Origin of the sequence: Streptomyces sp. NPDC046831 (genome assembly GCF_040645305.1) — a bacterium.
GTDB lineage: Bacteria > Actinomycetota > Actinomycetes > Streptomycetales > Streptomycetaceae > Streptomyces.
The window spans coordinates 1-23,740 of record NZ_JBEYXZ010000053.1 but is presented as its reverse complement, the minus strand read 5'-3'; the positions used below and the strand labels follow the sequence as shown (position 1 = coordinate 23,740).

Sequence of the window (23,740 nt, the reverse complement as noted above, 5' to 3'; positions counted from 1 at the left end):
TGCCCCAGGGGCCAGGGCTTGTAATAGCGTCTGGATTAAAGCTGTTCGGGCAATTTGATCTTGCTGCTGGGAACGATGCTATTGGTGTAGTCGCGGCATTGGCCATCACCGATGGATCGAGCTTCGGCAATCGCCTCGCGCAGGACCTTGCGGTCCTTATCCGTGGGGAGGCCGCCGATCATGTGACGAAGGGTCTTCACAGCAGTTTCGCGGCCCTTGATGCTGATGCGCTTGCCGTTGAAGTCGTAGAGGACTCCCCACCAGGGATTCTCGACAGCATCCAGCCTGAGCACACCTCTGCGATCGAAAGTCGTCAGCTTGGCGAAGATGTGGTCGAGCGACATGCCCTCGGCGTGAAGCAGTCCGACCGCCTGGGCCAATGCTTGCTGCCCTACGGGCCGCAGTAGCAAGTGTCCGTGTCCACCCCCATCATTTTTATCCTCGTGAGCGAAGCGCCTATGGCGGGCTACTGGCTCCCCAGCAGCGATTGCGCGGAATGTCGGTAGTTCGGCGATGTGATCCCACAGATCGGTGTAGTCAGCTACGCCACGGGCCAGATCTTCTTTCCCTGGACGACGGGCCAGTTCCTTACCCTTGGTTGCCCAGCCGGCATAGTCATTGTGTGCGAGGAGGTAGGTTCGCGCCATCCATGTCAGGGTTTGCAGTGTGGTGATGGGGACAGAACGCGACGAGATGGTGCTGTTCTTGAAGTTAACAGCGCTTCTAACACGCGTAAGGAAAGAATGGCCCACCGCCACGCGGCGCGCGACGATAGCAAAGCCGTCATCCTCATCCAGCTGAGCGATCTCTCCGGGAGTCAAGGGAGACGCCTGCTTGTTGACGTGAGTGAACGTAGTACGGACTCTCAATTGGGCATCAGCGCGCGACTCCCCTTTGAGTACTGCGGGAATGATCTCAATTCCCATACGTTCGTCGCCGAGTTGCTGTAGCTGTGCTTCGGCAAGACCATTTTCGGCGATGAGATCGTCAAGGCTCAACATCTCGTCGCGCTTGACCTTTCGATCTTTATCCCTGACGTCTAGGCGCCCAGTACTGATCAGCTCGAGAGCGGCCTTGATGCCGATGACTCTGTGTTGCCCATCGAGTGCGTAAAGTCGGGATTTCGCACTCAAGTCAATCAGCCCCAGCCGGCCGCGAACGTCGAGACGCCGGAAGGCGATGGATGACTCCTTGGCGCACCCCTCTTCGTCCCACATATCGCTGTCCGGATCATCTACCCAGGGTTGGCTGAGGACGGCCAGGATAGGCGGGAACTTGTGCGTATCACGCTCGATGAGGTACTTGGCGAGCACCGCTTCCCGAGACCAGTCGATCGATCGTTGAGAGATGATCTCGATACTTTCCTCGTCGATCCGTAGCTTGCCCGTCTCCTTGTCGATACTTCTCTTAAGCAGCGGCATCGTGTCGGTCAAGTTGACCTGGCGACGGATCCACTCTAGGGAGACAGAGGCGATGTAGGAGGGAGTTCCGCCCATATGGGCGACCTCGACGAACAGTGCGTCTTCTCGAGAGATGGAACTCTCAAGGAGGTCGGCGATCACTTCATCGTGCTTCCTGCGGGCCTCCGCGATCGCTTCGATATCCGTGACACGGCTAGAGGGAAGCTGCGTGTCCATTGTTCCTCCAGTGCGGCGGGCGTTTAGGTAGACAAGGAGTGGTGTGCGTAAAGCGTTCGATTGAAGCGCGGACGGAGTTGGCTGATAAGGTCACGCTCCGCCTGGTCGAGCATGGCGGCTTCGACCTCTGCGTAGTACAACTCGCGCTCGCCGGAGCGGTGCAACCAGTCGCGGAGCAAGCGATTGGTCTCCAGGTGAGTTTGGTGGCGCGTCAGTCGACGGGACAGCGAGTGTCCCTTCCCCACGTACACCCAGGTCTGCGTGGTAGCCAAACCCCGCAGCTCGCTGAGCTCCGCGTAGGCGTAGACACCAGGGGCGTCCGGCACCACCTTGTGAGCCAGCGCGACCGAGCGCGTACTATGCCAGTCAAGTCTGCGAAAACTGCCCCCAGTTGACATGCCATCAGCATGGCAGGTACGCCGCCGAGGCGTCAAGTTTTTAAAAACATGAACCTTCGGCGATGTTGATACATCAGGTGTCTCCGGTGCCTGAAGGGGTGGGTGGGTGACCTCATGGGTCTCAGTAGCGGAGCGTCACCCGTTCGGGCTCTCTGCCATGATGCCCCCACCTGGGACGTGAGGGGTTCTGCGCGAAGGCTGTCCCCTAGGAGATGTGAGCGTTCGACCACCAGCTGTCGGTGTCAGGCTCTACAGTTTCAACAACCTGCTCATGCCGGAGTCGACCGCATGGCGACGACGGCCAAAGGGCGAGCGGGTAACAACTGAGTGGGTCCGGCCCATAGCAGCCGGGCACCCGGAGAGGGGCGTTGATGCTCCAGCTCAACGACGTGCGCTTCGAGACGATGCGCCGTCTGTACAGCAAGCAGAAGAACCGGGCGTGGGACGGCGAGTACCTCGACGTTCTCGACACCGCGCTGTACCTCGCCCTCGGCCAGAAGCGCACGGCCGAGACCCCTGATCTTCTGTGCCGGAACGTAGTCAGGGACGCGCGTCGCACCATTTGCCGCTCGCAGGCCACCGCCCGCCGGAACGCCGCCTGCCGGCCCCTTCCTGACGCCGCCCGTCGCCGCGTGTGTGGCACCGCTGCGGACGGCACCCCCCTGGCCGAGATGGTCACCTATGACACCCCTGAAGCGCACGTCATCGCCGTGGAGACGCTGCAGGAGCTGAGGGCCTTTGCGCCCACGCTCGGAGTCCATGGTCCGGCGTGCCTCCAGGACATGCTCGACATGATGACCGTCGCCGACTCGGCGAAACGGACACGGGTTTCCGTGGCGACTGTCGAGCGGGCTCGGCGCGCGCTGCGGCAACACGCGAAGACCCTGATGAGCGTCGCCGAGTGACAGACCACCCTTTAGGGGTCACGGTGACTCTGGGTGAACCGTACGAGGGCAACGGGAGCGTTGCCCTCCGGTTTACCCGGAGCGTCGTGGACATGCAGATCCCTGCGAAAACGATCGGCGCTTACGTCCTCCTGCGCCATGACCAGCAGCAGGCTGTCCCCCTATACATCGGCCGATCCGACACCTGTCTCCGGCGACGACTCGCTTATCACCCACTTCGCGGCCATGCCACGCACTTCGTTGCCGCACCGACCCGCAACCACCATCAGGCATTCGCCATCGAATCCGCCTGGTACCACCGGTACCGGGCGGCGGGCACCCCGATCGCGAACCAGATCCACCCTGCAAGCCCCGCAGGAACGGGCCGACGCTGCCCCTTCTGCCCCGAAACGGAGATCGAGCGCGCCTTGCGCCGCGCTTTTCCCTCGCCCCGCACCTCGTAGACCAGGAGATCACCATGAACGACACCGTCGAGGGCGCCATCCCGGTCGTCCTGTCCGGACAGGCACTTCTCAGCCTCCGCGAGTCTGGCCACAACTTCCCCTCTGCAGTGGGCGAAGTGATCGACAACAGTATCGAAGCTCGCGCAAACCACATCCAGATCCTGACCGAAGAGATCATGCGGGGTCGGAAGAAGGCGATCAGTCAGATCTCCTTCATCGACGACGGCGAGGGCATGGACGACAAGACCCTCCACCACTACCTGCAGCTGGGCTTCTCTACACGGTTCATGTCCGACAAGACCATCGGCAAGTTCGGCGTCGGAGCCAAGCTCGCCGGCCTCAGCGTCGGCACCTGCATCGAAGCGTGGTCGCGGGTGGCCAGCAGCGACGCGATCAGGCACGTGAAGTTTGACCTCGACGAGGCCATCGAGGCCGAGAAGCGGGGCGAAAAGATCGGTATCAACCCGCCGGATGATGAGCCCCTGCCCGCACATCTGGTCCCGTATTTCCCTGAGGGCACGGGCACGCTCGTTCTCTGGTCCAAAATCGACCGCGTCTCCGATGGTCATGGCCGAAGCACCCCGGATCACATCCGCAACGAGATGAACAAGGAACTGTCCCGGATTTTCCGCGATTTCCTCTGTGGCGGCATCAAGATCACTGTCGATCACACGGACCTCGTACCGCACGACCCGACCTTCCTGCGCAAGGGCACCTGGGTGGACCAGGTCCTGGCCGAGGAAGCTGCCCGCGGCGCCGGCACCGCGAAGAAGGCGGGGGCCGAGGGCCCTCACTTCCCCGGCCAGGTCTTCTTCAACGACGAAGTGAAGGTTCAGGGCACCACGCACAAGGTTCGTGTCGTCATCACCCTCGCCCCGCGCGAGGTACTGCGGGCGAAGGGGCTCGGTGGTGACGCCCTGGCACGCAAGCTGCGGCTGCCCGAGAACGAGGGCGCAATCAGCTTCATGCGGCTGGACCGCGAGATCAGCTACACCCCGGTCGCTCGTCTCTTCCCCGACGGGATCCTGACGCCGGACAGGTTCATCGGGTTCGAGGTCTACTTCACTCCCGAGCTGGACCGTCTGATGGGTGTTCGTAACGTGAAGCGCGGCGCGGTTCCAGCGGATGAACTCCGCAAGACGCTCCGGGACTTGGCGCGAACCGTCATCCCCAGGGCACGCGAGGAACTTCAGCGCGTGTGGGGTGAAGACGACCGCAAGGAGGCCGTGAAGTCCGGCGAACATGCCCCCATCGCCAAGGCGGTGAAGGAAGCAGATCGCACGATGCAGAAGAGCCGGGTCAAGACGGTTCCCACGCCGGCCGAGCGGGAAAGGGAGTACGCCGACCTTGCGCAGGACGCGGGGCGGAACTCGACCGAGGAGGAAGAGGCCGCGTACGTCCAGGAGATCAAGGACCTGCCGTTCGTGATCGAGACGGTCAGCTTCCCCGGCGATCAGCTCATCGAGCTCACCCACCTCGGGGAGCAGACGATCATCCGGCTCAACCAGCGGCACGCCTTCTACCGCGAGATGTACGAGCCGCTCCACGCGCTGGCCAAGGACGCCAGCGCCTCCAGCGCGCCGTCCCTGCAGTCAACTGCGCGACGCGCGATCGAAGCGATCACGCTGCTGCTCGTGGCGTACGCCAAGGCCGAGTCGATGCACGACACCCCGAACGAACAGTACGGGCAGCTGAGGAAGCAGTGGGGCGGCTTCGCTGAGCTCTACCTCAACAAGATCAAGGACGTTCTCTGAGTATCAGGTAGGCGGCCGGTAGATGCAGGCGCCCCGGTGGAGGCGATCAACGTCGTCTCCACCGGGGCATCTTGCTGATCAGGCCATGGCCAAGTTGACGAAGTCGCTGATGCTCTTGAGCTCGCGCCGGCCGTGAAGGTAACCGACGCCGCGGTGGAGGTGGACGATGAGCGTTCGGGATACAGCTTCATCGGTCGGTTCTTCGCCGTCGGCGATGCACCGCTGCTTGAGCAACGCGAGGTAGATATCGCCGTAAGACCCTGCGAAGGTCCGCCAGCTCATCTCCACGTTGGAATCAGTGACGATCTCCTTGACGAGCGGGGTCGAATCATCTCGCAGAGAGAGTGCGAGCGCCCAGCGGCAGAGGACGTTCCAATGGGCGATTCCTGTATGGCGCTTGAGCCACACGAGTTGATCTCTAGCCGTCTGCGAGAGGCGGATTGTCTCAAGCGACATGCGCTGCTCCTGCGGTCCACCAATAGCCGGGTTCAACGGTGGTGGTAAAGGTCTTGTCGTCGTGAACGAGCGTGTAGGTATGTGCGAGATACGGCTTCAGGCGGCCCAGGAGGTTCTCGTCGATCTCCTCGTCCGTGGACAGGAGCAGGACCTGGCGACCAGCTTCAGGAAAGTAGCGGTCGACGAGGTGCTGGCGGTGCCGACTGTCCAGACGGCCCAGAGGAGTGTCGATGATGCTCGGAAGTCGGTTGCCCGCTGACTGAGCAAGACCCCATAGGAGAGAGACGGCCAGGAGCTGCCTCTCGCCGGCGCTCAGCCTCCCGGGGTCCACGGGTTCGCCCTCGGAGTCGGTCAGCTGGAGCGTGAACTTGTCCGTGTCGATGCGGATGTCACGGATGAGACCCTGCTTCCGCATGAGCTTGTTGAAGCTCTTGAGGACCGCGACTTCCACGCTCTTGATATGACGGGCCAGAAGTTCAGCGCCGAACTTGTCAAGGGTGTGGCGAGCCTTGTCGGAGTATCTGGCGACTCGCTTGAGTACCTCTGACTGCCACTCAACCTCGGTGCGGCGACGCTGCGTTCGCGCCAACTCGGCAGAAAGGCGTTCCACACGGCTGGTTGCCTCTGCGACGAGGGCTTCACCGCGCTGCACCTGGGCTTGCGCGACAGCGACTCTGTCCATCGCCTGCTGGCGTTTAGCCATGAGGTCCTTGATGAGTTGTTCTTCGGGGACAGCGCCGAGTTGCTGATCCGCCGACTCAAGTTGCTCAGCAAGATCGGCGGCTTCTCGCAGCAGCTCGCGGGCACGCGCGGAACCGTTGGCAAGGGCCTCGTCGAGTGCCGACAGCTGCATGAGGGCATCGTGTGGAAGTCCCAGCTTCTGGTCGAGATCGGCTGCAGCTGCCCGCTTTCGGCGGTCATTCGTCAGCTTCTTCTTCAGAGCAGTGCGAGCGGCAGCTGGCAGCGATTCGGTGAGCTGCTGGATGATCCATTCGTCTCGCTCTTCCAGCACACCGACGACACGAGAGGAATCATCAGCTTCCATCTCCAGTTTTGCCTGTTCCTTTATGCCGGCGAGTTTGTCCTGGAGCAGCAGGAGCGGCAAGGGACCTTCCGCCACAGTGACTAGCGCCTTGTTCGTTGCCTTCGCCAGCTCATCAATGCGGTCGCGCTCAGCTTCAAGTTCCTTTCTCTGCTCAAACGCGTTACCGCCGGCCCGTGCGAAATCCTGTTCGGCTGTACGAAGGTCCTTCTTACACACATCGAGTTGCGAAGTGAACCCTGCCAGCTTCTGGGCGCTGTCGGAGACGACCTGGGTGGCCTGGTCCAGCTCCTGCTGCAGTGAGTTGATCTCGTCGAGGAACTCCTGCTGCTGACCGGAGAGCTGCTGCCGATTCTGGAGGCCCTTGAGATCGCTCCGGAGACGTTCCACCGTACCGACGCCCATCAGCGACTGGACGGCCGACTCAATGACCTTGGCGGCCCGTTCCGGGTCTGCGAGCTGCTCTACTCGTTCCCCGTCAAAGAAGAAGAGCGAGGCAACGTCTATGGGGAGGATGGTTTCAACATGGTCGGGCCAGCTCTCGGTCACTGTGCGACTGAACTGCCCGTCGACCTTGACGGTGAGAAATTCCTTGAGCGTCTTAGCCCCTGTGAAGTACCAGTTCCTGATCACCTTGTAATGGCGTTCTTCCGCCTCCACATTGATGGTGAATTCCAGAGTAATGGCAGCTCCGGAAGATGGGTCGGCTCTCCGGTTGATGCACTGCTCGAGGTAATCGATGTAGCCGCGGTTCCCTCGTCCGCTGGTCTCTGCTTTCGGGCCGTAAAGAACGAGCTGGATAGCGTCGAGGAGAGTGGTCTTGCCACAGCCGTTCAGGCCGCCGATCAGGACGATCGGCCGACCCGGCTGTGTACGCAAGTCCAGCTGCTGCTCGCCTTGGTACGCTCCAAAGTCTTGCAGGGTGATCTTATGCAGAAGCATCGTTCATCTTTTCGTCCAGCGTCAAGCGCTCAGGGTCGCTCAGAGTACCGTTCTCGCGGAGTTCTCTCTTCCGCATAGCGAATTCGAGTGCATCGTCCGCGTTCTCGTAGAACCCCTTCTGGATCACCTTTTCAAGGGATTCGAAGAGTCCCTTGCGGCGTGCCTTAGTCCGATACTGTCGCTCAACGGCCAACAGTTCTCGGATCATGTTGAAGTGGATCTCGTCGTCTCCGCAAATCTCCCGCAGCAGACCAACTTCATCAGCTCGGATGACGAGCTGCTCATCCAGCGATGGACCGGGGAACTTCTCGCCGGTTACTTCCTCGTAGATGCCGGGCAACGAGTCCTCGACCTCGTGCTTTTCGAAGACCCAGATGCGGCGGATCTCGTGGAGTTCTTCCATCGTGATCAGTTCGATGTTGTTCATGTCGGACGGCGCGTTCTTCCGCACGTGCGCCTGAGCCTTGAGCAACTTGCGCAGCCAGTCCTCACGCGCGCTCTGGGTGTAAGGCCCGGGGATGACCCGGTCGTTGAACAGGTCGACTCGCCCGTTCATACGCCGGAAGTCGCGTGTGTCCTTTTCCTTCGACACATCGTCGAGTTCGTTGCGCAGGGTGAGGAGCGGCCGCATCCACTTCTTCTCCCCATCGTTCTGGATCATGGCGGTCATCGACTTGTCTTGATCCACAAGGGTGCATGTCCAGCAGCCGAAGCGGCTGTCGCCACACGATGGGGTGGTGTCATCCACGACGAGGGGGCACTCCGAATCGCTGGATGCGCCCTGGTACATGGTCAACAGGTCCTTGTTCTTGTGTCCCCAAGGATTGGACTGCTGCATGAGGAACATCCAGACCTCGTCGTTGGTCCATGCCTCCACGGGGCTGTAGACCAGCGAGTTGGGCAGGTTGCCGTTGGGCGAGAGGCGGTCTCGTACGCGCCCCTTCTCATGCTTGGCCATGGCTCGTGCGCGCGCCTGGCTCTCGGCCTTGCGAATGCCGAGCACAAGGATGGCTTCACCGTGTCGACGGACCACGTTGCGAATGAACTTATTAGACGGCTTGATCTTCATTCGCTCGGTGCACCAGCGAAACTTGGGGCGAGGTGCCGGGTAGCCGCGACCAATCAGGTTCACCCAGAATGTGTCCTCGACCTTCGGGGTGAGCCGATGCGGTTCGATCGGAAGGCCCTGCTCCTCGGCGGCTTTGCGCATGGTGTCGAGCGACTGGCTGACCCATGCAGCGACCACCGGGTTTTCGACCAGAGTGTCGGTACTGATCACGTGAACGGGCTTGGTGCGCTGCTCGACTGGCAGGTCCTTCAGAGCGAGCCAAACAAGCTGGAGCACGGCGGTGGAGTCTTTGCCGCCGCTGTATCCGATGACCCAGGGCACCTCGTCCGCGGTGTACAGCTCACGGATTTCCTCCGCCAGTTCGTTCACGACTTCGGAGAGAGTCCTCCCCTGGAAGGGGGCGGACCGTGTCGGGGTGCTCATGCGTCTCCTCGCAGATAGGCGTCCTCTACACGCTGCTCTTCGGGGCTCAGCCGGAGCTTCATGTGCTGACGGAGATAGTTCACGGTCAAAGTCAGATTCTGATGGCTCTTCGACACACGCCCACCAACGAGCGCGCGCCCCTCCCAGTCCGGGTTCGCCCGTGCCCAGTCCACCGCCTTCAACCGAACAAGCTTCGGCTTCCACAGCTTGGGAGCCTCCGAGCTCCGCAGGAGCGTGTTACCGATCCGACCGATGGCATGGAGGGCAATGCCGTGGCTGTGGAGATAGTCGCGGCGCACCTCGGAGGCAGTCAGCTGACGACGACGCACCATGTCCCACTCTGGGATGACTTCGTCAACAGTCTCCCAATACTCCTCGGCCAACTCCTGGGCCTTCTCCTTCTCGATCTGCAGGCCTTGCAGGAGGGACTGAGTCGCGTAGTAGACAGAGCTGAGCGTGAAGAGCTTCCGGGACCGCTGAGAGAGAGTGCTGTTCTCCATCTCTACGTAACCCTTGAACGTGGGGCACTTCATGGCCAGGAGCCGAGCGATGATCGCCAAGTCGTCGCGGTGGTCGTAGAGCACTCCGATGGAGCGCGGCGGCCGCACAGCATGCCGGTTGAGGTCTGCGAACATCTGTTGGCATCGAGCGAGACCCGAGTCGTGGAAGAAGACGACGGCGATGGTTTCCTCGCCGAGATCGGGGTTCTCCTTGAGAGCGGCTTCGATCGCTGCCCGACGGTGCTGTCCGTCGTTGATGAGGAAGCGAGCAGCCATCGGGATGCGGATCTGGCCGGCGCGCATCCCGACACCGGAGTCGGAGATGCTCTCGAAGCGCATCTCACCATCAACGGAGGCGGTAAGTGCACTGAAGACGTAGTCGTCCGGATTGTCCACAATGTACCGAGTGAGGGCTGGGAGGCGCCCCTTGTTCAAGACTCGCTGTGCACGGACTTCGGGTGCCAGCTCATCTTCATCGAAGAGGAAGATCTTCGGGATGAGGCGAAGCGGACACATGGACACGTAGAACTCGCGTCCCGCCTGGATGCCTCGGATGGCTGGAAAGATGTACTCGAAGCCAGAGGACGTAGCGGTGTCAACGAGTTGCGAAGATGACGGTGATCCCACCTACGTAACGGTATCGTACGTCAGGTATTAGACGTACACGATGTGCTGGATTAACGCACAGAGGTCTGGTGGGGCGAGTGGTTACGTATCTCGATGCGGCAGCAACGACGCGCGTGGACCCGCGCGTGGCGGAGGTTGTCCTGCACTGGATGACCGAAGACTTCGGCAACGCGGGAAGCCGGACCCACGAGTACGGCAGCCGTGCGAAGCGTGGCGTACAGCAGTCGCGCCAGTACCTGGCTGGCACTTTCGGCGCCGAGCCGGACGAGTTGGTCTTCACGAGCGGTGCTACCGAGAGTAACAACATCGCACTGCTCGGCCTTGCCCCCCACGGCGAGCAGAGTGGTAGGCGTCACATCATCACCTCGGCGATCGAGCACAAGGCTGTCATCGAACCCTTGGAGCACCTGCAATCTCGCGGCTTCGAGGTCGACTTCATTAAGCCAGGATTGTCCGGCCGTGTCTCGGTAGATGCAGTGCTGGAGCGGCTGCGTCCGGACACCCTCCTTGTCTCACTCATGCACGTCAACAACGAGACGGGAGTCGTCCAGCCCGTGGTCGAACTCGCCGAGCGGCTCCGCGACACCCCGACGTACTTCCACGTAGATGCGGCCCAGGGCTATGGGAAGCTGTCACAAGATCTGACTGCGCCGATCGATTTGATCAGTGTCAGTGGCCACAAGATCGGCGCCCCTAAGGGCGTCGGAATGCTGGTGGCCCGGCATCAGGGCTGGGACGAGCTGCCACTCCAGCCGATCATGTTCGGTGGTGGTCAGGAGCGAGGGCTGAGGCCAGGAACGTTGCCCGTGCCCTTGATCATGGGGCTCGCCGAGGCTGCTCGAATCTTCCACAAGGAGCACGCCCAGTGGAGCAAGGCTGCCGCGGAACTACGGCACCGTCTCCTTGACGCGCTCGGGCGGACTCGATTCCGCATCAACGGCGACCAGGACCACGTGGTTCCGCACATTCTCAACCTCTCCTTCGACGGCGTGGACGCGGAGGCTCTCATAGTCCTCCTGAAGGAACAGGTGGCCGTAGCGACCGGCTCCGCGTGCACGAGCGCCTCCTATACGCCCAGCCACGTTCTGACTGCGATGGGCCTACCGGAGGAATCGGCATCGAACGGCCTCCGGCTGTCCTGGTTCCCGAACCAGGCCTCAGAGTTGGATGTCGACGCGGTGGCAGATCTGGTTGCGCACATGCAGTCCGACGCCTCGTGACCAGTCATTCTGTATACCGGCGTACCAATCGGTGACCGCGCAGCTCACGGCCGCAACGGATGAGCTCGGCTTCCCAGCCGTTCTCCGTGCCGATGAGGTGAGGGTGCTCATATAGGCCCGCCTTCACCTCCGCCGCCGTGAGCCGCTGGTATCGCTCGGCGTCCGGGTCGTCCGCGGCCAGGAACTCGTGCTTGCGATGGAGCAGCGGCCGGTTTTGGGAGTCGGCGTACGAGGTGAAGGACGTCTCCAGCGTCTTGAGGTCCACCTGGTACGAGGACAGCGTCCGTGGATGCGGGTCGGTGTCGAAGTCCGGGTAGTCCAGCCAGCTCACTGCCCGGCCCTGGTGACGGAGCTTAGCCAGCGTCCATTCCTGCGGGCGGCCGGCAGCGATCGAGGCGCAATGCTCGTATAGGCGTAGCACCGTGGGCAGGCGGTCGAGTGCTCGCTGGTGGACGTACAAGGCCGTTGGGGTCAGTTTCCCGACCGCTGAGGCATTCATGGCGCCGCGGATGTACGCGTCGTCGCGCAGCTTGAGCAGCAGGCGGTCGGATCGCTGACAGGCTTCCTTGTAGGAGGAGAAGAAGGCGCGGACGTCGAGTTGGACGTTGAGCGGGAGGCTGTTGAACGGACCGCGGCCGTTGAAGAGCTCGACGGCCAAAAAGAGCAACGTGTTGAGGGTGGACCGCTTCGCTCCTTCTTCGACCTTGTTCTGATCTGCCGAGTCCCGGACCAGACGGCTCAGCTCGCTGGGGCGCAGATGCCTGAGAAGTTCAGCCATGGGCTGAGGTACTTCTTCCATACGGGGCACGCGTCCGCGGCGTTCCACGTGATCGACCACCGCAGCAATCGCCGAAGTCGTGTCCTCGGAAGCCAGCCACTGCGCGTCAGGAACGATCCGCTGAGCAAGGTAGCTCAACCGTGCCGTCTCATCCTTAAAGGCGTAGACGACTCCTGGAGCAGCGGACACGGTCCGTACACCTGTGACTTCCTGAACGTAGTCTCGTAGCTCGCTCGCCTTGAAGAGATGCTGGAAGGTCTGCCTGCTAGTGAGGAGCCCGTCGCCGAAGGTCTCGCCCTTGACCTTCGACTTCTCCCACGTCAGCCTGGCCGAGGCGACGAGCACAGTGCCCGTCAGATCCCAGGCCCCTTTCAGCGTCTTTCGGCGCTCGTTGGGATCTTCGATGACGTTGAGGACGTAGGTGAGGAGCACAACGTCCGCGGGCTCCAGCTTCGCGTCGGGCTTGTAGAAGGGGTCCCACCCGACGGCTTGGCAGTCGAGGTGCTGTAGTGCACGCACATCGTCGCCACGTCCACATCCGTAATCCAGGACGCTACATCCTGGGGTGACCTGTCTGTCGACGACGGCCTGCCGGGCGGGCGCAGAGAGCCCTCCACGGCTGATGGCGGTCAGTCTGCGGTCGCTGCTCCATGCCCGCTGCAACATCTTCACGCCCTCGTACAACAACCGGGTGACAAACGGAGGATATCGGCGGCCCGACGTCGGGCAGGTCGGTTCGGCAGACGCCCACTCCGTCAGATGGAGCTGACTCGCTCACCTACGCTGTACGTGGCGCGGTCGACGTTACGGACCTGTCTCGTGGGCCTGCGCACATTCCTGACCGATGCCTGGTCATGGCTGAACTACAAACCAGCCAATGGCCAGCACACAAGGCGGCCGTCCACACCGCTCCTGTGTCTGAGCTACACGCCATGAGCGCTCAGAGCGCCGCGTAGCCGCTCTGAGGCCTCTCGCTGGCGATCTCCCGTCATGGACCATATGTGGACGGGCGCTGGCTTCCCAGAACGACCCACGTCTACGACCAGCCACTTTGCGTGTTCCTTCAACGGCCTCCGGAGCCGTATGCGCAGGTTCGAATCCTGGTGGGGGCACTCGCCAGTCAGCCAGCAAGAACTGGGCTCTGACCAGCCCGATGCCGACGCGAAGTAGCGAGAGTCAGTCTCACTGACTCCCGCTACTTCTCACCGTCTCTCAGTGATCGCGAAAGACCTCCGACACGCTGATCAGGTCGTATCGCCATCACCAGGCAAGCCCCTACGCTGCCGGGATGATTCAAGTCGATTGAGCTCGTCGCATTCGACTGCGACGGCGTGCTGGTCGACAGCCAACGCATCGCCGCCCGCGTCCAGGTCACCCTCGGCACGGAACTGGGCCGGCCACTCATCGAGGACGAGGTCGTCGACCGGTTCGTCGGCCGCTCGCATGCCGCCATCCGCGAGCAGGTTCGACGGGGGCGAGATCGGCGTCGGTGGCCTCGCGGTGAAGCTGCTCGAACCGCTCCGACCAGATCGCGGCAGTCTCTTCGCCGAGCCGGGCGGGTGAAGCGGCGTGGATCTGATCAGACGTATTCAGACAGCGGATCAATGGCTCTGACTTGCTACGCAGGCGAGAGCTAGTAAGCACGCAGGCACCGACGTGCGCACTTCGCTCCGTGCATGTCTCCTGGTCCATGGCCTGTTTGAGGGTGGTGCCACGTTTCTGATCAAGGCCACACTGCGCTCAACTTTCCGCTTGCTTGGGGGAACCTTGACGAAGATTCGTTCGAAGCGGCTCTCGTACGTCCTGGGCGTCGTCGGCGGTGCTGCCGTGCTTGTACTCGGTGCAGGCACAAATGCTTTCGCAGCGTCGGGCTCCGCGTCGGGCACGGGAGTGTCCGCCAGCGCTTCCTGGTCGTGGAGCGGGTGCTGCACCATCAACAACATCAGCCAAAGCGTTAGCGACACCAAGGGAGACAGCCACGCTGTCTACGCCTTCATCCGTGTTTACACGGGTTTGAACCCCGATGGGGACGACATCGCAAATCTGCGTAACGACCAGGGGTACAACAGCACCGTTACGCGCAGCGGACGTTACTGGGAAGCCTCCAGCAATATCAGCGGCGTTCGTGTGATCGCCTGCGTAGACGATGCTGGCAGCGATACCTGCTACAAGGGCTCATACATCGACAACCCGAACACCTGAGCAGGTCTGACCAGGGCGAATGCCGACATGAGAGAGCGGGAGTCAGTCTCACTGGCTCCCGCTCTCTCACTGCCCCGTACGACGGTCAGCAGCGCCCCGGGCGGGGCCCGGCCGGCGGCCGCCCGCCCCACCGCGCACAGCGTGTCCGGCCTGGCGCGGGCCGGTGGCGGGTGTGCGGCGGCGGACCTAGCTTCGGATCATGGACTCGACGAGCAGCGGGCCAGAGCCGGCGACGTCCCGCCTGTCGGCCGGCCTTGTCGCCCTGGCGTGGGTGACGCAGTTCCTGGTGGGGACCGACCTCTTCGTGGTGGCGCCGCTGCTGCCCGACATCGCCGCCTCGCTGCATGTCGCTCCGGCCAGTACCGGTCTGCTGATCACGGCGTTCTCCCTGGCGTACGTGGTGGCATCGCCGTTCGCAGGGTGGCTGAGCGACCGCTATGACCGTGCCCGGATCCTGGCGGGTGGGTTGGTGTTGTTCTCGCTGGCCAATGTCGCCACGGCGTTGGCTCCCTCCTTCGGGCTGCTGCTGGCCACCCGAGTGGTCGCCGGTGTGGCGGCGGCGGCCACCGGACCCACGGTGTACGCGCTGGTCAGTACTCGTGCGCAGGTCACGGCGCGGGCGCAGGTGCTGGCGGTCGTGGGATCGGGTCTGCTGACCGCGTTGTGGGTGGGTGCCCCGGCGGGAGCACTGCTGAGCCGGCACACGGGCTGGCGGGCGGCGTTCGTGATCCTCGCCGTCGGCACCTGCGTACTGGCCGTCCCGCACGCCTTCGTCTGGCGTTCCGGCCCGACCCCTGCCCCGGCTGCTGGCAGCCCCGCCGCGGGCAGCGGGGCTGCCGGCAGCACGCCAGATGCCGGTGAGGCGCTTGTCGGCAAGCCGGTGCCCGGTGGGCAGCGGGGTGCGGGTACGGCGGCCTTCGCGGTCGCGGTCACTGCTCTGTGGGCGTTCTCCGCCTACAGCCTGTACACCTTCCTGGCCGTCGCCTTGCATGCCGACGGCAGGGCGGCCGACGTGTCGTGGCTGCTGGTGGCGTACGGCATCGCGGCTGTCGTGGGCGGGCAGGCGGGAGGCCGGCTCGCCGACCGGGCCGGTGCGGTGCGGGTCACCGGCACGGCTCTCGCCCTCATGGCCGCGGCCGAGACCGCTGTCGCTCTGGTCCTCCCGTTCACCTGGGCGCTGGCGGTCGCGCTGGCCCTGTTCGCACTGGTTGCTTACGCCTTCTTCCCCGCTCAGCAGCGGCATCTGGTGGACACCTTTCCCGAGCGGGCGACAGGGATGCTGTCGTGGAACAACAGCGCCCTGTTCATCGGGCTGTCGCTGGCCGGTGCGATCGGCGGACCGGTCGTGCATGCCTACGGCTATCCGCAGCTGCTGTACCTGGGGGCGGCCGTGGCCGTGCCGGCCTGTCTGCTCACCCGCCGCCGCCCGGGTGGCCGCCGGCCGTCCCGGCCCGGGCACTGGCCTCCCGACCCGACGGGGCCAGCCAGGTCATACTGAACCGGTTCGCGAGGCATTTGCCCATGACGCGATCCTCCCCATGGAAGCCGGCGGTGATGTGAGGGCCTCCTGGCGCAGCCATCACGGTCGCACTCTGCGGGCATGGGGATCACCAGCCTCCGTGCCCGCCGGCACCCGACCACACCTCTGCCGAAACGCTCTGGCGACGAGGTGCGGGTGCGCGTGTTGTTCGCGGCCGAGCCCGTGGCAGGACGGGCTGCTGATGGACCTGCCGGCAGACGCTGTCGACGGCGTCCATCAGGTCCGGGACGACTGGCCCCACCACGCGTGGGGCGTGGCGCCGAGAGGCCGGTCTCTCTGCGGATCGGCTGCCGGCAGACGAATCCGTACCCCGCACCATGGATCAGCCACGGGCGCCGCCTTCGGTGCTTGGTGAGGCACTGACCGTGGGGGAAGCGCTGACTCCGCCGGAAGGCGTCACGGACGGTGTCCTGGAGGGAGTCGCCGGCTGCGAGGTCGAACCGGGGCGGCCGCTGGGAGGCCGGGGTGTCGGTTCGGCCTTCACGGGTGGAGGCGAACTGGTGGTGGCAGCGGGAGTCCGGACAGTCGGTGGCTTCCGGTGGGACGCCGTCGGTCGCACGCGCGAAGGACGGTCACCGATCGCGCCCCGGCGACCTGCTCGGGATGAGTGTGTGGCCGTGGGCTCCGGTGGAGTCGATGATTCGGGGGCCTGGAACCGGGGCTCGTCGGGGATCGGCTGTTCCGGTATCCGCGCCGCTCGCGGGCTTGTCTGCTCGGGCAGCAGCGATGCAGTGGCTACGCCGCCGAACAGGGTGCAGGCGGCCGCGACAAGCGCCAGGCCGGCGTGCCTCTTCAGCCTCCCCGGGCGGTTGCGCCCGGCACTCGGTGCAGCTTGCCGGAGTTCCGGGGACGACGACACGTCGGGTACCTCATGGGAGCCCGGTTCCTGACCGAAGGGGACCTCCGGCACCGTGGTGTTCACGGCTGGGGCGCTGTTGCCGCGGTCGATCGTCTGCGCTGGTGGGGAGCCCGGTTCCTGACCGAAGTAGACCTTCGGCACCGTGGCGTTCACCGCTGGAGCGCTGTTGGCGCGGTCGATGGTCTGCGCGAGTTCGGAGTCGTAGGCCCCACACTCCGGGCACGTCACAGTGCCGTTGAGGGTGCGGCTGCACGGGATGCAATAGTCCATGGGCCGGCACTTCAGCGCGTCAGTCCGCCGGGGACTGCGTGGGCCGGCGGGCCGGACCGGGCGGCGGACGGGAGAAGCCGCATGGTTTCGTTCGGGGTGATGTCTGCCATCTTTGTGAACCTCACTCACCGGTGTGCAGGTGCGTCATCGGTTACTGAGGTCAACGGTTCGGCAAGAGGCAGCGCTCAGCCAACGGCTGAAACGTGGGGTAGGTAACTTCGCGCTGAGGGAGCAACCGGCCAGGATGGACTCGCAGCGCCGGCGGCGCGTCGGCACTGTCCTGGACAGCCCCGTTGGCCGGGCTGGACCCGACGCAGTTCGGGAAGCTGGTGAGGTCACGTCCGCTGGAGTGGTGTACCGACGGCCACTCGGTGATCTCGCTTTGAGGCTATGCGGTGAGTTCGGCGGGCAGGGCGGTGGCGTCGGTTTCTGACTCGACCGGGTGGAGGCGGGCTTTGGCGAGGAGTTCGCGGCCCATGGAGCGGCGGGTCTCGGTCCACTCGTCGTTCTGCTCGGCCAGCACCGCGCCGACGAGCCGGATGACGGCGGTGCGGTCGGGGAAGATGCCGACCACGTCGGTGCGACGGCGGACTTCCTTGCTCAGCCCCTCAGGTCCGTCGTGCGGCAGCGCCCCGGGGCGGGTCCTCGGGGCGCTGCCGCATGTCGTAGCGACGGCGGGCGCACGTGTGGCCGTGTCGCCGCGTCGTCGTGTGGACGGCGGTGGGCGCGCCGGCGCGTCGGCAGGGTGTACGCGCCCCTGCTGAGTGCCGCTTCGGTCAGCCCACGAAGTCCAGCGGGAGTGTCCGGTAGCCCTCCACCTCCTCCGGTATCTGGAGGCTCTGCACACGGGCGGATGCCACGAGGGAGTTCAGCAGACTCTCCATGGCCTCCGCCAGGGCCGCGCCGTTGTCGCCGTCGCCGTCCTCGGCGATGTACGCGGCGGCGGTGGCGATGGTGCTCAGGACCGACTCGCTCGCGTCGCCGAAGCCGTAGGTGATGATGTTCGGCCGCGGCTTCCAGGAGCGGTCCTGGAGCGCGTCGAGGTCACGCTTCCACGACCCGGAGGGCTTGTCCGTGGGCAGGCCGTCGGTCAGGAGGAAGACGACGGGGCGCAGGACCTCGGTGCCGGCTTCCGCGAGGGTGCGGACGTCCTCCGTGATGCGGGCCCTGAGCAGTTCGCACATGGGCCCGATGTTGGTCAGCCCGTCGCAGGTGACCGTGGGCAGCGTCTGCAGCACCTCGATGTCGGTCATGGCCGTCACCAGGTGCGGCTGGGTGTTGAACGAGAGCACCGACAGGTGGATGAACTCCGACAGCTGCGGGCTGGTGTAGAGGGTGTCGTAGATCTTCAGCAGCGTCTCGTTGAGCAGCCGTTCGTGGGGCTTCATGGACTTGGAGGTGTCCAGGACCAGGTAGGCCGGCAGCCCCTTGGGTTTGAAGCCCACGGATGTGTCCGCGAAGTGGTCGTTCATTTCTCTTTCTCCCTTGTCGTACCAGGCGTGGGTTCAGGCGCCGGGTCCTGCCCAGAAGAACCAGGCGGCACAGCAGATGGCGATGATCAGCGCCCAGAGCAGGGCCGCGGGCATGGCCGCGCGGAGGGTGCCGCGCGGGCGGGTGGGTTGTGGACGGCGGCCGTTCGTGCGGGTGTTGTTTCGGCCGGTGGTTGTTCTGGGGCTCGTTGTGGTCGGCGGGGTCGGGGTGGAGCGCGGGTCGCCCGTGTGGAAGGGGTCGGGCACGGGTGCGGTCGGCGCGGCAGCCGGTGCCTCGGCCCCGGTGCTGGTGGTTCCCCCGGTGCCGCGCGAGGCCGGCGGACCGGGCGAGGTCGGCGGGGTCGGTGGTGGGGGTGTCGCCGGGGCGGATGCGGCCGGCGTTCGTGTCGCCGAGCGGTCGCGCAGGTTCACCCTGCCCGTCACGTTCGACGCCGTGGCGCTGTTCTGCGTGCCGCGCTTCTGCCTGCCGACGCCCGCGGTCCTGGTGCCCGCTCCCGCCGTACTGGTGCCGGCACTCGCGGTACCGGCACCGGCACCGGCCGAGGGGCCGACCCTGATCCAGGTGGTGACATTGCCCGTGCCCGTTCCCGTACCCGCGCCCGTTCCGGCGGACGACCGCGGCCGCGTCGCCGACGGGTCAGCAGGGGCGTCGGGGGCGGCGGTCGCTCCCGTGCCGCGGATTCGCTGCACCGCTGCGAGCAGTTCCCGGCAGTCCGGCCGGTCCTGGGGGCGCTTCGCGGTGAGGGTCCGCCGCAGCAGCCGGGTCAGCGGGACGCTTCCCGTCTCGGCTTCGAGGACGCTGAGCGCGTCGAGCGGGTCCTGTCGCTCGGCGGTGAGGCAGCGCAGGGCCATCACGGCCAGTTTGTAGTGGTCGCTGGCCACCGTCGGGCGCCGCGTCCGGTCCGGGAACAGCGGATCGGCCCAGCCCGGGGATTCGACCCAGTCCCGGGAGCCGATGCCGCAGGAGTCCATGTCGATGACGAAGACCGCGCCGGTGTGCTGGTTCCACAGCGCGTTGCGGTAGGACCAGTCCGCGTAGACGATGTCGTGCCGGGCGAACAGCGCGCCGACGGACAGCAGTTCCTCCACCGCACGCAGCCGGGTCTCCGGGTCCGGGGGACGCAGCCCCACCTGGGCGCACTTGTCCGCCGGCTTCATCAGCCAGTCCAGCGGCAGCGGTGCGGGGTCCTTCCAGCCGGACAGCGCCTTGAGCGGGGCGAAGAACTCCTCGGGCGCCTTGGCCATCACCACCCCCACGAGGTCGGCGCCGTCGTAGATGCGGGTGGTGGGCCAGGCCAGGCACCGGTCCACGAGGTCCTGGTCGGCCTGGGACATGCCGGTCGGCAGATAGACCAGGCGCTGGAGGTCGGAGGCGCGCCGGGGGTCGGCGGGCCGTTTGTACAGCTTGGCGAGCCAGCCGGGGCTGCCCTCGATCTCGTACACGAGCCGGGACTCGCCGTTGTCCCGCGCGATCAGCGTGCCCTGCGGGACGCTGGAGAGGTCCTCGCGGGAGGTGAAGGGGCTCTCGGACCAGGTTCTCACCGGCGGTGCTCCTCGTCGTCGCACCAGACCAGGACCGCGGTGCGGTCGTCGTGCATCTGCACCTGGTCGAAACCGACGTGGTTGAGGAACGTGCCCACGGCGGGCGGGCGCTGCCATCGCTCGGCGAACCACCTGCGTGCCTCGGGCCCGGTGGCGAACGCGTCCGCGACCCCGTCCGTAGTCACCGCGAGCACACAGGCCGGCGACAGCTCTACGGTGCCGTGGTCGGCGCTGTGCGGGTCGTGCGGCAGGTAACGGGACACGGCGGAGGCGTCGAAACCGTGTTTGACGTCTCCGATCAGACGCTCCCAGTGGCCTCCGCTCAGCCGCCAGGCGCTGACGTCGGCGATGGACGCCAGCCACGCCCGGCGTCGTCCGTTGACGTGGGGGCGGGCCGGTACGACCGCGGCGACGGCGACCGCCCGCACGGTGTCCGGGTCCCATCCGCGCTGTTCCGCCACCGCGATCATCTGGCCGGCCGCCGCGAGGAAGGCCGTGCGGTGGTCCAGCCCCTCCAGCGGCGTCCCCTCGTCGAGGGCCGCGCGCAGGGTGTTGACCAGGGCGGAGACCGCCACCTGGGCGCCGACGTCGGAGTGGAGGCTGTCCGACATGCCGTCCGCGACGGCGATGACCAGGTGCTCGCCCGCGCGGTCCCGGCCGATCCGGTAGGCGTCCTGCCGTGGCTTGCCCTGGGCACGGTGGCCGGGGCCGATCACGGAGGCGGCGCGGACGGTCAGTCCGCCCAGGACGGCCTCGTCCGCCGTGAGCCCGGGCGGCCCCGGCTCGGCCGGCAGGCGCCAGGGGGCGCGGGAGGCGCGCGAGCCGCGGACCAGGACGGGCGGTCCGTGGTCGGCGGGTCCGGGGGCGGCCGGTCCGTGGTCGGCCGATCCGTGGCCGGACGGTACGGGGGGAGGTGGGTCGCCGGGGCGCGCCGGCGGGCCGGTGTGGGCGTCGGGCGTGTCGGCGGAGGCCGGGTCCTGGCTGGTGCCGGGGGCGGGGTGGTCCGGCCGGGCCGGAGGTTCAGGGGTCGCGGGACGCTCCGTCGGGTCCCCGTACCGTGCGGAGTCGGGTGCGGGGGGACGGGGCTGCGTCACGGGCCGACCGTTGACCGCGGTCACCGGGGGCTGCGGCGCGGGGGCGGTGACCGCGGCCGGGTAGTTCCCGCTCGCCGGGGACGCCATGCCCGGGCCGGCGGGGCCAGCGGGGTTGCCGGCCGTGACGGGCGCGGCCCGGGCCGTCCTGCCGGCCGGTTCCGGGTCGCCGTCGGGTGCCGTGCCGGACTGTGCGGTGGCGGATCCGTGGAGGCCGGACTCGCGGCGGACGTCCTTCTTGCCCGGCTCCTGCCGCGGCATGTCCGCGGTGCCGGGGTCCGGTTGAGCCGCGAGCTTGCGCAGGCGCGGGAGGACACCCGATGCGACGGCGACGGCGAGTCCGGCCGCCGTGGCGCCGAGTCCCTTCCAACCGAACATGGCACTTCCTCCTGCCAGCAGGACGGTGGTCGCCGCGATCAGCGTGAGGGCAAGGCGGGTGCGGCGGGACGGACCGTCGTCGCGGGAGGCGCCGCGGTCCCGGTCCCGGGCGCGGCTCTGGTTGCCGGCCCGGCCGCTGTCCCGGTCCCGGCCCCGGGCCCAACCTCGCACTCGGTCATGGCCCCGGCCCCGCGCCCAGCTCCGCCCTCGGTCCCAGCGACGCTCCCGCTCCCGGTCCGCGTGCGGTGCGCCGACGGCGCGGTGCTGGCCCTGGCGCTGCCTCATGAGCCCGCTCCCGGTCCACGCCGGCCGTCGCGGCCGCGCCGCGGGCCGACCCGGGTCTCGCCGGTGACGTTGGCGGAGCCGCCGCCCGGTGTCACCGGTTCTGGCGAGGCGGGCGCAGAGCCGGGATGGGCGGCCGGTTCCGGGGCGAGCGGCGGTTCCAGCGGTGCGGCGAGGGCGGCACCCGGAGACACCTGCGCGGCGGAACCACCCGCCGGGGACACCTGCGCGGCGGAACCACCGGCCCGGGACGCCTGCGCGGCCGGACCACCGGCCCGGGACGCCTGCGCGGCCGGACCGCCGGCCCGGTGCGGCGCTGAGGCCGCCGCGGCCCGTCGCCGCGGCTTGGGCGGCTCCGGGGTTCCGCCGGACGGTACGACCACTCCCGCGACCACGGCCGGCGGGGCCGCCGCGGTGCCGTGGTGCGAACCGGGGGCCGGGGAGGGGGCGGCGGGCTGCGCGGCGGGCGCCGGCGCGAGCTGAGCGGGGGCGGCGGCGGGCGCGACGGCGGCCGGGCCGGTGGGCCCGCCCGCGAACAGCGGTGCCGGGCGCTGCATGTCGTACCACATCTGCTGGGCCTCGGCGGGCTGGATGTGGCCCGCGGCGACGAGGTCCCGCAGCATCTGGCCCTTCTGCTCCACCGCGACGTCGTGCCGCGCCCCCAGTTCCCGCATGATCTCGTGAAGCTTCGACGGGTCCTGGGCTATGAGGTCGAGCAGGAGGCCGCCCTCGCCGCGGGCCGCGGCCAGCAGCCCTTCCCTGCGCTTGGCCTGCAGTTCCGCGTCCAGGGACTGCGTGGTCATCGCCACGGTGTGCCCGGCGACGGCGAGCTGCTGGTCGAACTCGCGCTGCTTGAGCGCCCGCAGGTGCGCGGCCGCGTCGTCGTCCAGACCGACCCGCACGGTGAGGGCGTCCACGGTGAGGCCGGTCGCCAGCCGGTGGCGCCGGCTGCACAGCGAGGTCCGCACGAAGCCGGCGAACTCCTGCAGCCGCTCGATCCCGTACTGCGCGGCGTGCGGCCAGAGCAGGTCGCGCATCGCGACGCACACGGCCTCCTGTCCGTCGCGCAGGGTCCGTATGCCCCGGCGGACGACCTCGGCCGGGTCGGACACCTTCCAGCGGGCCTCGAAGTCGGCCTGGAAGGCGAATCCGCCGGTGCCGCTGGGCAGCGGTTCGGACCAGCTCACGGTGTGGTCGGACAGGTCCACCTCGTAGCGGTAGCAGTAGCGCAGGGAGCCGAGCACGGTGGGTTTGCGCGGCAGCTCGGTCAGTTCACCGTCGTCGGTGCTGAACAGCAGGGCCGTGCCCGGACGCGCGGGGCCGCCGCGGTCTCCCATGCTGACGGGCAGCGGATCGGTGTAGAGGAGGTGGTGGGCCGGGTCCTGTGAGGTCATGGGGTATCGCTTCCTGCGTCGAGAAGGGCGAGTAGACGGCGGCCGGAACCGGGTGCGGCCCGTCCCGTGGTGCCGCTGGTCCACCCGGTGGCCAGATGGCGGAGGATCAGCCGGGTGCGCCGGTCCGTGGCGGCCGCGGACAGCAGGACCGCGAGCGCTTCGCGTCCCCGTGCGTCCTGGTCGACGGATCGGGCCCAGTCGGTGAGGACCTCGTGGGCGGCGCCGTGGGCGAGCGCCGAGTTGACCGTCTGGCGCCACAGCGCTGCCACGTCGGCCCGCTGCGCCGGGTCCCGCTCGGTGGCGGCGAGCAGGGCGGGCCAGGCCGGGGTGCCGGGTGCGGCCGGCCGGCCGGCGGCGTCGGGAGGCGGTGGGCCGACGAGATCGGCGGCGGCGTAGAGGAAGGCCAGTTCACCGAGGGACCGGCGTTGCGGGTCGTGCACTCCGCTGACGGCCCACTGGTCGAGCAGGTCGAGGGCGTCGGCGCGGTACCGGCCGTCG

At 66.6% G+C, this 23,740-nt stretch carries 18 protein-coding genes and 1 pseudogene; 6 read left to right on the top strand and 13 right to left on the bottom strand.

Annotated elements, in window-relative coordinates; translation table 11 throughout:
- Window positions 1-35 precede the first annotated feature (35 nt).
- Window positions 36-1,637, bottom strand: a complete 1,602-nt coding sequence (locus ABZ920_RS29170; protein ID WP_361511383.1) for a DGQHR domain-containing protein — start codon at window positions 1,635-1,637, stop codon at window positions 36-38.
- A 769-nt stretch (window positions 1,638-2,406) separates the two neighbouring features.
- Here ABZ920_RS29170 and ABZ920_RS29165 point away from each other — a divergent pair.
- The 3 genes from ABZ920_RS29165 (at window position 2,407) to ABZ920_RS29155 (ending at window position 5,137) form a co-directional block, all read left to right on the top strand.
- Window positions 2,407-2,940 carry a hypothetical protein gene (locus ABZ920_RS29165; protein ID WP_361511380.1) on the top strand — a complete coding sequence of 178 codons (534 nt, stop codon included), beginning with the start codon at window positions 2,407-2,409 and terminating at the stop codon, window positions 2,938-2,940.
- An 86-nt stretch (window positions 2,941-3,026) separates the two neighbouring features.
- Window positions 3,027-3,383: a hypothetical protein gene (locus tag ABZ920_RS29160; protein WP_361511377.1), complete on the top strand. Its 357-nt coding sequence runs from the start codon at window positions 3,027-3,029 to the stop codon at window positions 3,381-3,383.
- 14 nt (window positions 3,384-3,397) lie between these two features.
- Window positions 3,398-5,137: an ATP-binding protein gene (locus ABZ920_RS29155; RefSeq protein ID WP_361511374.1), complete on the top strand. Its 1,740-nt coding sequence runs from the start codon at window positions 3,398-3,400 to the stop codon at window positions 5,135-5,137.
- Between the two features lie 78 nt (window positions 5,138-5,215).
- Here ABZ920_RS29155 and dndE read toward each other — a convergent pair whose 3' ends face one another.
- The 4 genes from dndE to dndB are packed head-to-tail and all read right to left on the bottom strand — an operon-like array spanning window position 5,216 to window position 10,196.
- A complete protein-coding gene (gene dndE / locus ABZ920_RS29150) occupies window positions 5,216-5,593 on the bottom strand; it encodes a DNA sulfur modification protein DndE (protein ID WP_361511371.1) in 378 nt (125 codons plus the stop codon).
- On the bottom strand, window positions 5,583-7,577 hold the full coding sequence (gene dndD, locus ABZ920_RS29145; protein WP_361511368.1) for a DNA sulfur modification protein DndD: 1,995 nt from the start codon (window positions 7,575-7,577) through the stop codon (window positions 5,583-5,585). Before dndD ends, dndE begins: the two co-directional genes overlap by 11 nt.
- Window positions 7,564-9,069, bottom strand: coding sequence for a DNA phosphorothioation system sulfurtransferase DndC (dndC, locus tag ABZ920_RS29140; RefSeq protein ID WP_361511365.1), 1,506 nt, complete (start codon window positions 9,067-9,069; stop codon window positions 7,564-7,566). The genes dndD and dndC overlap by 14 nt, the downstream gene beginning before the upstream one ends.
- Complete coding sequence (dndB, locus tag ABZ920_RS29135; RefSeq protein WP_361511362.1) at window positions 9,066-10,196, bottom strand: DNA sulfur modification protein DndB; 1,131 nt, start codon at window positions 10,194-10,196, stop codon at window positions 9,066-9,068. The genes dndC and dndB overlap by 4 nt, the downstream gene beginning before the upstream one ends.
- A gap of 77 nt (window positions 10,197-10,273) precedes the next feature.
- On the opposite strand from dndB, the gene dndA reads away from it, so the two are divergent.
- Complete coding sequence (gene dndA, locus ABZ920_RS29130; RefSeq protein WP_361511359.1) at window positions 10,274-11,416, top strand: cysteine desulfurase DndA; 1,143 nt, start codon at window positions 10,274-10,276, stop codon at window positions 11,414-11,416.
- Between the two features lie 4 nt (window positions 11,417-11,420).
- Here the strand turns inward: dndA and ABZ920_RS29125 are convergent, their stop codons facing one another.
- Window positions 11,421-12,860, bottom strand: a complete 1,440-nt coding sequence (locus ABZ920_RS29125; protein ID WP_361511403.1) for a DNA phosphorothioation-associated putative methyltransferase — start codon at window positions 12,858-12,860, stop codon at window positions 11,421-11,423.
- A gap of 578 nt (window positions 12,861-13,438) precedes the next feature.
- On the bottom strand, window positions 13,439-13,639 hold the full coding sequence (locus ABZ920_RS29120; protein ID WP_361511356.1) for a hypothetical protein: 201 nt from the start codon (window positions 13,637-13,639) through the stop codon (window positions 13,439-13,441).
- Window positions 13,640-13,961: 322 nt separating this feature from the next.
- On the opposite strand from ABZ920_RS29120, the gene ABZ920_RS29115 reads away from it, so the two are divergent.
- Complete coding sequence (locus tag ABZ920_RS29115) at window positions 13,962-14,396, top strand: hypothetical protein (RefSeq protein ID WP_361511353.1); 435 nt, start codon at window positions 13,962-13,964, stop codon at window positions 14,394-14,396.
- Window positions 14,397-14,595: 199 nt separating this feature from the next.
- On the top strand, window positions 14,596-15,894 hold the full coding sequence (locus ABZ920_RS29110) for an MFS transporter (RefSeq protein ID WP_361511351.1): 1,299 nt from the start codon (window positions 14,596-14,598) through the stop codon (window positions 15,892-15,894).
- A 1,559-nt stretch (window positions 15,895-17,453) separates the two neighbouring features.
- Here the strand turns inward: ABZ920_RS29110 and ABZ920_RS29105 are convergent.
- The 6 genes and pseudogenes from ABZ920_RS29105 to ABZ920_RS29080 form a co-directional block, all read right to left on the bottom strand.
- A pseudogene (locus tag ABZ920_RS29105) lies at window positions 17,454-17,678 on the bottom strand (transposase); the annotation flags it as partial.
- Window positions 17,679-17,841: 163 nt separating this feature from the next.
- Window positions 17,842-18,537, bottom strand: a complete 696-nt coding sequence (locus ABZ920_RS29100; protein WP_361511348.1) for a VWA domain-containing protein — start codon at window positions 18,535-18,537, stop codon at window positions 17,842-17,844.
- A gap of 33 nt (window positions 18,538-18,570) precedes the next feature.
- Window positions 18,571-20,097 (bottom strand): hypothetical protein, encoded by a 1,527-nt coding sequence (locus ABZ920_RS29095; RefSeq protein ID WP_361511345.1) that lies wholly within the window; start codon window positions 20,095-20,097, stop codon window positions 18,571-18,573.
- Entirely contained in the window at window positions 20,094-21,566 is a 1,473-nt protein-coding gene (locus ABZ920_RS29090) for a protein phosphatase 2C domain-containing protein (RefSeq protein WP_361511342.1), read from the bottom strand. Before ABZ920_RS29090 ends, ABZ920_RS29095 begins: the two co-directional genes overlap by 4 nt.
- Window positions 21,567-21,847: 281 nt before the next feature.
- Window positions 21,848-23,242 carry a hypothetical protein gene (locus ABZ920_RS29085; RefSeq protein WP_361511339.1) on the bottom strand — a complete coding sequence of 465 codons (1,395 nt, stop codon included), beginning with the start codon at window positions 23,240-23,242 and terminating at the stop codon, window positions 21,848-21,850.
- On the bottom strand, window positions 23,239-23,740 hold a 502-nt coding region (locus ABZ920_RS29080; protein ID WP_361511336.1), incomplete at its 5' end, for a hypothetical protein. The genes ABZ920_RS29080 and ABZ920_RS29085, both read right to left, overlap by 4 nt.

Coding starts and splice junctions, on each gene's coding strand:
- ABZ920_RS29170 (WP_361511383.1), bottom strand. CDS start 1,637: ATGGACACGCAGCTTCCCTCTAGCCGTGTCACGGATATCGAAGCGATC.
- ABZ920_RS29165 (WP_361511380.1), top strand. CDS start 2,407: ATGCTCCAGCTCAACGACGTGCGCTTCGAGACGATGCGCCGTCTGTAC.
- ABZ920_RS29155 (WP_361511374.1), top strand. CDS start 3,398: ATGAACGACACCGTCGAGGGCGCCATCCCGGTCGTCCTGTCCGGACAG.
- dndE (WP_361511371.1), bottom strand. CDS start 5,593: ATGTCGCTTGAGACAATCCGCCTCTCGCAGACGGCTAGAGATCAACTC.
- dndD (WP_361511368.1), bottom strand. CDS start 7,577: ATGCTTCTGCATAAGATCACCCTGCAAGACTTTGGAGCGTACCAAGGC.
- dndC (WP_361511365.1), bottom strand. CDS start 9,069: ATGAGCACCCCGACACGGTCCGCCCCCTTCCAGGGGAGGACTCTCTCC.
- ABZ920_RS29125 (WP_361511403.1), bottom strand. CDS start 12,860: ATGTTGCAGCGGGCATGGAGCAGCGACCGCAGACTGACCGCCATCAGC.
- ABZ920_RS29120 (WP_361511356.1), bottom strand. CDS start 13,639: ATGCGAGCGGCCGACGAACCGGTCGACGACCTCGTCCTCGATGAGTGG.
- ABZ920_RS29110 (WP_361511351.1), top strand. CDS start 14,596: ATGGACTCGACGAGCAGCGGGCCAGAGCCGGCGACGTCCCGCCTGTCG.
- ABZ920_RS29100 (WP_361511348.1), bottom strand. CDS start 18,537: ATGAACGACCACTTCGCGGACACATCCGTGGGCTTCAAACCCAAGGGG.
- ABZ920_RS29090 (WP_361511342.1), bottom strand. CDS start 21,566: ATGTTCGGTTGGAAGGGACTCGGCGCCACGGCGGCCGGACTCGCCGTC.
- ABZ920_RS29085 (WP_361511339.1), bottom strand. CDS start 23,242: ATGACCTCACAGGACCCGGCCCACCACCTCCTCTACACCGATCCGCTG.